11 protein-coding genes are annotated in these 11,843 nt (G+C 42.1%); 8 read left to right on the top strand and 3 right to left on the bottom strand.

Annotated elements, in window-relative coordinates:
• Positions 1-6 precede the first annotated feature (6 nt).
• Both ACFQ21_RS23345 and ACFQ21_RS23340 read left to right on the top strand, forming a co-directional pair.
• Positions 7-900, top strand: a complete 894-nt coding sequence (locus ACFQ21_RS23345; protein WP_377583225.1) for a DUF4349 domain-containing protein — start codon at positions 7-9, stop codon at positions 898-900.
• Positions 901-910: 10 nt separating this feature from the next.
• The gene (locus ACFQ21_RS23340) at positions 911-1,627 is read left to right on the top strand and encodes a 3'-5' exonuclease (protein ID WP_377583223.1); all 717 of its coding nucleotides are present in this window, start codon (positions 911-913) and stop codon (positions 1,625-1,627) included.
• Between the two features lie 5 nt (positions 1,628-1,632).
• On the opposite strand, the gene ACFQ21_RS23335 is transcribed toward ACFQ21_RS23340, so the two are convergent.
• Entirely contained in the window at positions 1,633-2,325 is a 693-nt protein-coding gene (locus tag ACFQ21_RS23335) for a metallophosphoesterase (protein ID WP_377583221.1), read from the bottom strand.
• Between the two features lie 100 nt (positions 2,326-2,425).
• Here ACFQ21_RS23335 and ACFQ21_RS23330 point away from each other — a divergent pair, with 100 nt between their 5' ends.
• The 4 genes from ACFQ21_RS23330 to ACFQ21_RS23315 all read left to right on the top strand — a co-directional run bounded on the left by ACFQ21_RS23330 (position 2,426) and on the right by ACFQ21_RS23315 (position 8,830).
• On the top strand, positions 2,426-3,412 hold the full coding sequence (locus ACFQ21_RS23330) for an AAA family ATPase (RefSeq protein ID WP_377583219.1): 987 nt from the start codon (positions 2,426-2,428) through the stop codon (positions 3,410-3,412).
• 422 nt (positions 3,413-3,834) lie between these two features.
• Positions 3,835-6,666 carry a TonB-dependent receptor gene (locus ACFQ21_RS23325; RefSeq protein ID WP_377583217.1) on the top strand — a complete coding sequence of 944 codons (2,832 nt, stop codon included), beginning with the start codon at positions 3,835-3,837 and terminating at the stop codon, positions 6,664-6,666.
• Between the two features lie 144 nt (positions 6,667-6,810).
• Entirely contained in the window at positions 6,811-8,184 is a 1,374-nt protein-coding gene (locus ACFQ21_RS23320) for a T9SS C-terminal target domain-containing protein (protein WP_377583215.1), read from the top strand.
• A 76-nt stretch (positions 8,185-8,260) separates the two neighbouring features.
• The gene (locus tag ACFQ21_RS23315; RefSeq protein WP_377583213.1) at positions 8,261-8,830 is read left to right on the top strand and encodes a hypothetical protein; all 570 of its coding nucleotides are present in this window, start codon (positions 8,261-8,263) and stop codon (positions 8,828-8,830) included.
• A gap of 45 nt (positions 8,831-8,875) precedes the next feature.
• On the opposite strand, the gene ACFQ21_RS23310 is transcribed toward ACFQ21_RS23315, so the two are convergent.
• Positions 8,876-9,574, bottom strand: a complete 699-nt coding sequence (locus ACFQ21_RS23310; protein ID WP_377583211.1) for a hypothetical protein — start codon at positions 9,572-9,574, stop codon at positions 8,876-8,878.
• A gap of 44 nt (positions 9,575-9,618) precedes the next feature.
• On the opposite strand from ACFQ21_RS23310, the gene ACFQ21_RS23305 reads away from it, so the two are divergent.
• Positions 9,619-10,536 carry a TIGR01777 family oxidoreductase gene (locus tag ACFQ21_RS23305; RefSeq protein ID WP_377583209.1) on the top strand — a complete coding sequence of 306 codons (918 nt, stop codon included), beginning with the start codon at positions 9,619-9,621 and terminating at the stop codon, positions 10,534-10,536.
• A gap of 27 nt (positions 10,537-10,563) precedes the next feature.
• On the opposite strand, the gene ACFQ21_RS23300 is transcribed toward ACFQ21_RS23305, so the two are convergent.
• Positions 10,564-11,142, bottom strand: a complete 579-nt coding sequence (locus ACFQ21_RS23300; protein ID WP_377583207.1) for a nitroreductase family protein — start codon at positions 11,140-11,142, stop codon at positions 10,564-10,566.
• Between the two features lie 165 nt (positions 11,143-11,307).
• On the opposite strand from ACFQ21_RS23300, the gene ACFQ21_RS23295 reads away from it, so the two are divergent.
• On the top strand, positions 11,308-11,814 hold the full coding sequence (locus ACFQ21_RS23295; protein ID WP_377583205.1) for a DUF1905 domain-containing protein: 507 nt from the start codon (positions 11,308-11,310) through the stop codon (positions 11,812-11,814).
• Positions 11,815-11,843: the final 29 nt, after the last annotated feature.

The raw sequence follows: 11,843 nt of genomic DNA, 5'->3' as shown, positions 1-11,843 counted from the left end.
CCCTATATGAAAATTGTTTTCAAGAAGCGCCTGGTACGCACGATCGCCATTTTGCTGATCGGATTTTTTGTACTGTTCATCTTCCGTTTTATCTATGGATACTCTACCGGCCTCTCGGAAGTGCAGGAAGAATACTTCTCTGATTTCTTCTCGAATCTTGAAGATGTAAAACGGAATTATGCCAGCGATAGCTATAAATTCAAAACGTATCAGCAATCAAGTCCGGCACAAAGTCAGCAGCCGCACGAGTTTGATGTTAACCAGAAATACGAGAAGACCGCCACGATAAAATCAAAGTCTTCCGATTTTGATCGTGATGAAAAGAAGCTTCGCGAACACATAAAAAAACAGAATGGTATAATTCAATACGAAGAGAATGCAGGCAAGCGTGGCAATCGTTCGTTGCATTTGCTCATCGGTATACCTCCTGCCAGTTTTGATTCTTCGTATACCGACATGCTCAAGATCGGTAACATCCGCTCGAAGGAAATCACCAAGATCGACAAGACTAACGAGTTCAAAAATCTGAATGCTCAAAAAGCTTCACTTGAAATTACACGTCAGTCGCTGCTGGATATAAAAAAGCAAAGCGGGCGGATTGAAGAGTATATCAATTTGCAGAATCGTATTCTTGAAATAGAACAGGAGCTGCAAGGCCTCGGAGTGCAGTTAGGTGACTTTGATGTAGAGAATGAATTCTGTACCATTCGTTTCTCCTTGCTCGAAGGCCGGGAGGTAAAAGTAAGTATGCTACATCGAATAAAGGTAGCCTTCGAGTGGACTGCACAATACTATCTTTTGTTTATAGCGATTGCCGCAGCAGCCAGTATATTTGCATTCTTCTTCCTGTTGATCATTGATAAATTGATACCGGGAATAATAAACAAGATCAATCAGTAAAAACCGATGTATGAATTCTGAGCTGCGCGAAATTTTATTCCTCGACATTGAAACGGTATCGCATACCTATGATTTCAACTCGCTTGATGAGCGATTGAAATCACTGTGGACGCGAAAGGCCAGTCATTTGCGCAGAGATCCGAATCAGACTGACGAGCAGATATACCTTGATCGTGCTGCTATATTTGCCGAGTTCGGAAAAGTTATATGCATCTGCGTAGGCAAACTATACGAAGCCGAGAATGGCGTGGTAACGCTGCGTACAAAAGCATACTACGGTGATGATGAGAAAGCGCTGCTCACAGAATTCAAGTGCATGCTCGAGAAGCTGAATGCCTCTACCGAAAGACTTTGTGCACACAATGGTAAAGAATTTGACTTTCCGTACCTGTGCCGAAGAATGCTGGTGAATGGAATTCAGCTTCCTGCTATACTAAACATCTCCGGAAGAAAACCCTGGGAAGTACAGCACTACGATACCATGGAACTCTGGAAATTCGGAGATTATAAACACTTTACTTCGCTGGACCTGCTCGCGGCTATATTTAATATTCCGTCCAGCAAGAATGGCATAGATGGCAGTAAGGTAAACCAGGTATACTACGAAGAGAAAGATCTGGCGAGAATAAAAGACTATTGCCTTCGTGATGTGGAGGTGCTGGCACAGCTCTTTTTAAAACTCCGCGGTATACATCTGGAGCACGAGCTTGTGGTGCAAACATCCTGACAAGATCAGCCTGCTTTTTTTGATCGCCCTTCAACACCCGGGTATAGCGAGGGCACGGCATCGCTGCAGAATATTTCTTTTGTCTCCAGGTTCATTATAGACAATACGCCTGACCAACCGGCACCGGTATCCATCATCCATACTTCGCATGACTTGATGGGCTTTGCAAAAGGTATTGGCGTATGACCGATGTAAATCTCATCGAACGTGCTAAGCTTCCCCTGTATTTCTTTCATATACAGTTCCAGGGCTATACGCGCCAGGTTCCGATCCCACAGGAAAATATTGGGACCTTGCTCTTCCAATGGAAGCTGCGTGTTGATGCCGGCATGAACAAACAGTTTGTTATCAGCCCGGTAATAGTGTCGTGCATTTTTTAAAAGCTCAAGGTGCTTAACAGGCACGCCATCCGGATACGATTTTATGGTTGCTTCGCCACCCTGCGAGAACCACGCACGGTCGATGTAGCCTGTCTCAATCCACTGGCGAGTCCACAGATCGTGATTGCCCAGAATATAGGTGAGGTTCCTGATCTTCAACAGTTCGTCAATGCATTGCCGGGTTTCGGGCCATCCATCACAAACGTCTCCCAGGCTGACGAGGTGATCATTCTCAAAATCAAAATCAGCCCGGGCCAGGCACTGACGTAGCGCGTGGTAGGCCCCGTGAATATCTCCGATTACAAAAGTTCTTGCCATCTTTCCCTCAACATCTTAATAAAGCAATCCATCAAGTTTGGGGCTTACTTTTTCAATAATTACGCTATTTTTGACAGGTTTAAAAATCAAATAACTGTGTATGGAAGCCGTAGCCGTTGAAAAGCACGAAGAACATAAGGAGAAAATAAGAGAAGTTTATGCCGAAGTAGGTAAAGTGGTGGTGGGCCAGCAATATATGGTGAACCGCCTCATGATCGGTCTCTTTACCAACGGACATATACTTTTGGAAGGTGTACCAGGTCTTGCCAAAACATTAACGGTAAGTACGCTGGCACAAGTACTGCACCTCGATTTTCAACGCATTCAGTTTACACCGGATCTTCTTCCTGCCGACCTTGTGGGTACAATGATCTACAACCAGAAGGATGGAAAGTTTGAAGTAAAGCAAGGGCCTATATTTGCCAACATTATACTGGCTGATGAAATTAACCGCTCGCCTGCTAAAGTTCAGTCTGCATTACTCGAAGCGATGCAGGAGAAACAAGTAACTATAGGAGAAACAACTTTTAAACTTGATCGTCCGTTCCTTGTACTCGCTACACAAAACCCGGTTGACCAGGAAGGAACATACCCGCTGCCGGAAGCACAGGTAGACCGCTTCATGATGAAGGTATATGTTGACTATCCTACCAAAGATCAGGAGATCGAGATCATGCGCAGGATTTCCAACATGCAGTTCAACTATAAGGTAACAACCATGCTTACGAAAGAGGAAATCTTCTCTATTCGTGACCAGGTGAACCGCGTAAAAATCTCCGAATCATTAGAGCGCTATATTATCGAGCTGGTATATGCTACCCGCAGACCGCTTGAATATAAATTGAATGAGCAGGCTCAATATATACAGTTTGGTGCATCACCGCGTGCCAGTATAAATATGAACCTGGCGGCGAAAGCTGTTGCCTATATGGAAGGCCGTGACTATGTATTGCCGGAAGACATTAAAGAAGTAGCGCTGGATGTAATGAGTCACCGCATACTTCTGAACTACGAGGCGGAAGCTGACAACGTTAAGCCTTCTGATATTATTAAGGTTATATTGAATAAGGTGCCGATTAATAAATAGTGTTTACGTGTTTAGGTGTGTACGTGTTTGTGTTGAAAGACACGGTATAGCTAAATCCAATCTATATAGAAGCGCAGAAAAGTTATCTGCGCTTTTTTTATTTTCTTCTTCCGGGCCTTTTGGGGCTTTTTCTTTTTTGCGATGCGCTAGCCCACCAGGTTTAAAGTATATATAATTTTGTTTCCTGTCGATAAACATCCACAATGTTTTATTACCCCCGCGTTATCTGCTTTAAAAAATCTTGTAAAAATTGTTAAGTCGAAATAATTGAAAGGTGTTGATAATCATAGCAGATAGCAAACTTTGGCCCGGTAGCTTTTAAACAAGCGTTAGCAATGCATTATCTCCTTAACAATTTCGTAACACAGGCGTCCGCGTGAGGTAATATTAGAGATAGACCTTTGTGGCAAATAAAAAGGTTTATGTTCAGAAGATTACTTCTTTCATTATCGCTGCTCACGCTTGCCGTTTGTGCCCTGGCGCAGTCTGGAACCATTAAAGGCAATGTAAAGGACGCAGTATCCGGTGAAGCAATTATTGGTGCTAACGTTCTGGTGATGGGAACAGCACAAGGTGCACAAGCTGATATAGAAGGGAACTTTGAGATCCCAAAAGTAAAGGCAGGTACATACTCAATCGTTGTTTCCTTTATTTCATATAAGACTGATACATTAAAGGATATCACGGTATATCCTGATCAGACAACGATGGTTAATGCAACCATCATGGAAGAAGGTCATGAGTTGACCGAGGTTGTAATTACCGGTGCTAAAGTAACGAACACGGACGTTTCGGTTATCACTGAAATCCGTAAGAGCGATCTGGTTGCTGTGGGTATATCTGCACAACAGATATCACTATCGCAGGATCGTGATGCTGCGCAGATCGTTAAAAGAATTCCTGGTGTAACAATTATCAACAATCGCTTTATTAATGTACGCGGGCTCAGCGAACGCTATAGCACGGTAATGTTGAATGGTGTTATAGCGCCTAGCTCTGAAGTAGATTCCAAAGCCTTTGCATTTGATTTGATTCCGAGTTCTATGATCGACAGAATGTTGGTATATAAATCAGGTTCTGCCGAATTATCAGGTGAATTTGCTGGTGCGGTAGTAAATATCGAAACCAAAAGTGTTGTAGATGAGAATTCACTTTCTGTAAACATTACAGGTGGTTATCGCCTGGGAACAACCTTTGATGATTTTTACACTTACCAGGGAAGCAATACAGATTGGTTAGGATTTGATAACGGAACGCGTCAGTTACCTTCATCATTTCCAGACGACAATCTTAGCAACTATTTATATGATGATGCTTCACGTCAAAAATTGACTGACGCAAGCCGTAGTCTTCCGAATATATGGGGAAAGAAGAAAACTTCTGCTATGCCTGACTTGCGTACAACCATCAACTTTTCTCAGGTTGGAAGTATAGGCAGCAAACGTCTTAGCAATATCACCTCACTTAGCTATACCAATACCCGTCAACATATCGAACAGGAAAACTACTACTACGATCGTTATGTGGCTTCCGAGCAAAAAAGCGATCGCAGGTATTTCTTCAACGATGTTCGCGATATGACGAACGTACGCCTTGGTGTGATTTCAAACTTTACACTCGAATTGAATCCTGCCAACAAGATTGAGTTTCGTAACTTATTCAACCAGCAGGGAATGTCACAGGTTACATCCCGAACAGGTATCGAGGATTTTAACCAGTATGAAAATAATAACCTTGCATTAAACTATATGCAACGTGGCATATATACCGGGCAGCTTTCAGGTAAACATAGTGTGAACGACAGATTGAGCGCAAACTGGATATTAGCATACTCCAATACATCAGCCAGCCAGCCAGACTACCGAAGAATCCGTTCACAACGCCAGGTAGGATCAACCGATCCGTTCGCGATTGTGTTACCCCCTAACTCCGGTACACAAGACGCAGGTCGTTTCTACTCGGATCTGAATGAAAATGTATATACGCATGCGTTAAACCTCGAGTATAAATTGAACCCAGATGCCGAAGAGAGTAAGCAAAGCAAAATTCAGGGAGGTTACTATATAGCATCAACAGATCGCGATTTCAAAGCAAGATGGTTTGCATACGGCTGGTCAAATCTGAATAATCAGCCATCTGAAATTCTTGACGACTATACTTTCGAAACTATATTTTCTCCACAGAATATAGGTTTCTCAACTACATCTGGCACAGCTCCCTATTTCATCTTAAAAGAAGGAACCAACTTTTCAGATGCCTATACTGGTAATAATCTTCTCACGGCAGGTTATTTAAGTACAGCCATCCCGGTTGGTGATTTCAGAGTAGCTGCGGGTGTACGTGTTGAGTATAATAAACAGGAATTAAGTTCCTTCGATACAAATGGCAGGAAGATCACTGTAGATAATCCAGTAACAAGTATCCTTCCATTCTTGAACGTAGCCTATAACTTGTCAGAGAAAAATCTCATCAGACTTGCCTATAGTAAAACAATTAACCGCCCGGTATTTCGTGAGCTTGCACCGTTCAACTTCTACGACTTCGACCGTAATGCAAACATATATGGTAACAAAGATTTAAAGACAGCAGACATTCACAATGTGGATTTGCGTTGGGAAAACTATCCTTCTAAATCAGAAAGTATATCGTTCGGTGTATTCTACAAATATTTCCAGAATCCGATCGAAACAGAATTAGTGGGAGGATCCAACCTGATATATACTTATCGAAACGCCTCTTCAGCGAGAAATTTTGGTGCGGAGGTTGAGATCAGAAAATCATTCGAAACACTTTTCGCAAGCAGCTTCCTGAAGAACTTCTCGGTAATGCTAAATGCAGCAGTTATTGACAGTGAAATTGATTTAGGTAATGTTACCAATCAGGAACAAAAGCGTGCCATGCAGGGCCAATCACCGTATATCATTAATGCTGGTTTGAACTACAATGACTTTGAAAGCGGCTGGCAGGCGAATGTATCATACAATGTATTTGGTAAGCGCATTTTCGCAGTAGGTGACCTTGACCAGAATGCTACACAGTATGAGATGCCGAGAAACCAGATTGACTTAACTGTGTCAAAATCATTCTCTGAAAAGGTTGAATTGAAATTTGGTATACAGGATATACTCAATCAGAAATACAGATTGATTCAGGATTCTGATCGCAGCAAGAGTATAAACGATATTGACGAACCTATTCAAAATTATAAGCCTGGCCAATACATTACGCTGGGTGTGACCTATAAGATTTATTAAGATATAAAGATGAAAACAGGAGTGCTACGCTCCTGTTTTCATTTCACGATTTTGTTTCCAATAGATAAACAATCGCTAATACTTGCTTAACACGAACATAATACTCTGCATATAGCTTTGTCGCAAATTCAAAAAAGAATAATCATGAAAAATCTGAAGAAATTAAGCTACCTGATGGCCCTGTTAGCTTTGTCATTTGCAATGACATTGACGTCTTGCAGTGATGACGATGATGATGATACAGACACCACAACAGAAAATCAATTGAGTGGTTCTATAACAACTAACACAACATTAGTGGCTTCTAAGAAATATACTTTGGTTGGTAATGTGTTTGTTCAATCAGGCGTTACGTTAACCATTGAGCCGGGTACTATCATTTTCGGTGATAAGGCATCAAAAGGTTCTCTTGTTATCGATCGTGGTGCTACTATCAATGCAGCTGGTACAGCGGATAAGCCTATCATCTTTACTTCTTCTGCTCCTGTGGGATATCGTAACTATGGTGATTGGGGTGGAGTAATCATTCTGGGTAAAGCGCAAAACAACCAGAGTGCCAGTCAGTCAATCGAAGGTATCTCTGCTACTTCTGGCGATGCTGGTAAATATGGCGGTACAACCGACAATGATAACTCAGGAACACTTACATATGTGAGAATCGAGTTTGCTGGTATAGCATTGTCAACTGATAACGAAATCAACGGTCTTACGCTTGGTAGCGTTGGGAGCGGAACAACGATTCATCACATCCAGGTTTCATACTCTGGTGACGACTCTTTCGAATGGTTCGGTGGTACTGTAAATGCACAATACCTGGTTGCATATCGCGGATGGGATGACGATTTCGATACTGACTTTGGTTTCAGAGGTAAAGTTCAATACGCTGCTTCTTTCCGTGATCCTAACATCGCTGATAAATCGGGTTCAAATGGTTTCGAATCAGATAACGATGGAACTGGTACAACGAACACTCCTAAAACAGCTCCTATATTCTCAAACGTTACATGGTTTGGCCCTTATGCATATGCAGCATTAAGCGGTAGCGCAGCAAGCTCTAACTATCAGTTCGGCGGACACCTGAGAAGAAATTCTGATATACAGATCTACAACTCTGTTCTTGTTGGTTCTAAACTTGAAGCTGTACACTTTGATAAGACTGGTTCTGAAGCAGTGTTTGTTGGTAACTATATCGGAAGATCTGGCGTGAGTGTGAGCAAGGCTGTTAAGAAGGTTACTACTGGTAACAACTACGATGATTCAAGCTTTGATGCTGATAACTTTATCGAAGCAGATCAGGCTACAGTTGATCTTTCTGCGAAATTCGCTGGTTTGTCAACTGCAACCTCTCTTGATATAAACAACCCTTCTGCATTGCTTGCAAATGGTTCTTCATTATTGAGTGGTGCTAAAGAAGTTCCATCAGGTGTTGAACAAACTACTTATATCGGTGCATTCAACAACAGTAGTAACTGGATGTCAGGTTGGACAAGCTTCAGCCCCAACACCAATACATACTAAGCGAAGTTCATTGTCTTTATATTTTAAAAAAGAGCCCACTCGTTGGGCTCTTTTTATTTGGTACATTTGCAACCTTATGCGGATACTATATTTATTTTTAGCGATAGCAATTCTTGCGTCTTGCAATAACAAAGACTACAATCCTGCACTATATATATCAAAACAGGAACAGGATAGTCTAATCTATAGCGTGATCAGATACTCGTCTAAATTGCCACCGAATTCTAATCACGAGAACAAATTTGAGTCACAATTTGATGAGTACTACCGCGCAGTTGCAGCCGATTATGATATACGTGCATACTATAAGGATGAGAAAGGCACACACTTTTTTTTGATGACGCGTCCTGCCAGAAGCATTACGCCCATGCGCGAAAGTATAGGCTGCAAAATGGTGTACGGACCAGATAAAGAAATAAGAGAGTACGAAGAAGTATTTCGCACGTGGAAGATGCCGGAAGATCAGCTTAACGAAAAATTCCCGATGTTGTTTGACAAGATGGTGCGAGGCGAATCACTCGAAAAGTATTATCCCAAGAATGCCGGGGATCAGTATATAGAATTTCCCGATGGTAGATTCTACTTTGATAAGAAAGAGAGAAAGTGGCGTGATCATTTGATTGATAGCCTTAATAACCGCCAATAACAAAATGGCTATATTTTTTAATGGCAAACAAGGCAGCGGAGGTCATTAATTCACCCTCCGCTGCCTTTCCTTATGTAACTCCGTAACTTTTTTAATCTGCTCGCCAGCGATTGCTACGGAGTCTTGATCGAGTTTGTTCTTTTCTATTTTCTTTAGCAGCAGCTCGTTTTCGAGTTTGTTGTTCGCGAGTGCTTTTTCGAGTTGGATTTTTTCGCGCTTGTTGTCTTCGATTTTGGTGAGTAATGTTTTGTTCTCATTCACAAGTCGCTGCTTTTGTTTTTCAACAGCTTGGTAGGCGCGATTCGTTTCATCGATCTGTACCTGAATTTTGTCGCGATAAAATTTCACGCCAAAGTCGTAGAGCATCTTTTCAAGTTCTTTACTTACTGCTGCAGCATCGTCAGCTGGCCAAGCGGATGTTTTAATGCCGATCCATGTTGTTGAAGTTTTCCCATTGTCTTTTACAACCGCGAAGACAGGATTTGTGTAAGTGCGGCTGTTGATGACTGGCTCTGCTAATATCAGAATACCTTCGCTTTGTTTTGGCTTTCCATAAATTTTTAGAAATTTGACGAAGGAGGTGTTCACATCACTCAGTGTTCCTTCCAATTCTACTGCATAACCTTCCGCTACTTCTCCCTTAACGTTGGAGTTTTCTTTTTTTACTTTTACCGTCTGAGCTGACATTGATAGCGTACTGAACAGCAGCCATGTTATCAGTGTAAACCTTTTTGTAACGAACATGTTTAAGTATAGTTAAATTATAGGGCATCAAAACTAAATAAAAATTGAGTTCAAAAAATATATTAATCACAGGGGCCTCCGGATCGATCGGAAAACGATTAACGCAATTACTACTTGATCAGGGATATCAGGTATCACATTTGAGTCGTAATCACCAACGGAGTAAAGCAAGAATATATTTGTGGGATATAAATAAAAAACAAATTGATCCGCATGCCTTCGAAGGAATAGACACCATCATTCATCTCGCAGGTGCAGGTATAGCAGAAAAACCCTGGACAGATGAACGTAAATGGGAGATACTGAAGAGCAGAACGGAATCGACCAAGTTGCTGTTTGAAGAGCTGCGTAATCACAAACATGCTGTAACCACTTTTATATCGGCTTCAGCAATCGGCTACTATGGCTTCGAAGACAATGAAAAACTTTACAAAGAGAATGATGAATCGGGAACGGATTTTCTTGCAAATGTAGTACGACAGTGGGAAGCGGAGATCGATCGCATAGCAGAGTTAAACATTCGTGTCGTGAAGATCAGAATAGGTATTGTATTGGATGCAAACCATGGTGCGCTGAGAGAACTTGTCAAGCCCGTTAAATACTATGCGGGTGCACCGCTGGGCACGGGCGATCAGTATGTAAGCTGGATTCATCTCGATGATCTTGTAGCTATATTTATAAAAGCCTTGCAGGATGAAACGATGCAAGGTGCTTATAACGGTGTAGCGCCAAATCCGGTAACCAACCGCGACCTTACAAAAGCAATAGCCACTCAGTTGAATAAGCCGCTCTTCCTTCCTGCTGTGCCAGAGTTTATACTAAAGATATTGCTGGGCGAAATGGCTAGTCTTGTATTGAAAGGCAATAAAGTCTCCTCAGAAAAGATACAGCAGGCTGGATTAAAATTTCAATATGAAAACGTGGAGCAGGCATTAGCGAACCTTCTTCCCAAGAAAATATAGTATATATAGCAGAAATTGTGGTTTGCTTCAGAATGGTTTGTTCATGACAAACTCCTGCTGTAAAAATCGCTCGCGCGGAGCGAGCTCACGTTGCTTTAATTTTTCGGGGAGGTTATCTGGATCGCCCGGATAGCCTACCGCTATAAATACACCTACATCATATAGGTTGGGTATATTGAAGCTTTCAACTGCTTTCAGGTGATTAAAGCCGGCCATTTGTCGAACCTGTAATCCCATCTCAACAGCCTGTAGCGATAGAAATGAATTGGCTCCGCCCAGGTCGTACATGGCGTGCGCGTTGGCACTGCCGTAGGTAGTAAATTCTTTTCGTGCCAGACTCAGTATAAGAAGTGGTGCATCTTTAACCCAGATTTTATTGCCTTCGTTGAGACACTCAAACATTTTATTCCAAAGTTCGGGTTGCTCTTGCGTTGCGTAAATATATACCCACGGTTGCTCGTTGCTGCTGGATGGAGCCCAACGCGTAGCCTCGAATAGCGAGCAGATCTTATCCGCGGCAATAGGCTCGTTTGAAAAAGCACGTATGCTCCTGCGCTTTTTTATCAGTTCCAGAACCGGGTGTTCTATGCTGGACGATTTTTCCATTGCTGACATGCTGTTTACGGTCAAAGTTACACATTCTCGTAACCACCAAACAACATGGTTACAACAGTGGTTCTTAACAGGTGCTCTATTCAGGCCATGATCGTGGCATTCATGGATTTATAAAATATTTGTAAACTTGGTACCAACCGTAAAAGGATTTATAAGATGCTCCGGTACACAACCACCATTTTAAAATTTAACAAGAAGGGAGAAAAGTCGGGCTGGGTTTACATTGAGATCAGCGAAAGTCAGGCTCACAAGCTTAAACCCGACACACGCGTTTCGTTTCGTGTGAAAGGTGTGCTGGACAGATACGCCTTTGAAAAAGTAGCTTTGTTGCCGATGGGCGATGGATCTTTTATTATGCCGATCAATGCCACGATGCGGAAAGCTACAGGTAAAAAAGAAGGCGATAAGGTAAAGATTGAAATGGAGTTGGACGAACGCAAGCTGACACTGTCGCCTGACCTGATGAAGTGTTTGAAAGAAGAACCGGAATCACTCGCGTTCTTTAAATCCCTGACGATGTCGCATCAGGTTTATTTCAGCAAATGGATTGAGAGCGCCAAGACGAGTGCTACAAAAACAAAACGTATTGTAATGGCATTGACTGCCTTCAGCAAAAAACAAGGCTATTCGGAAATGATACGTGAAAACAAAAACAAGTTCTAGTAGCGGCTATATATAGCATAGGTGTTACA

This window comes from Ohtaekwangia kribbensis, from assembly GCF_042676245.1.
GTDB lineage: Bacteria > Bacteroidota > Bacteroidia > Cytophagales > Cyclobacteriaceae > Ohtaekwangia > Ohtaekwangia kribbensis.
Note: the sequence above shows the minus strand (reverse complement) of the source record. Positions and strands in the feature narration are given on the sequence as shown.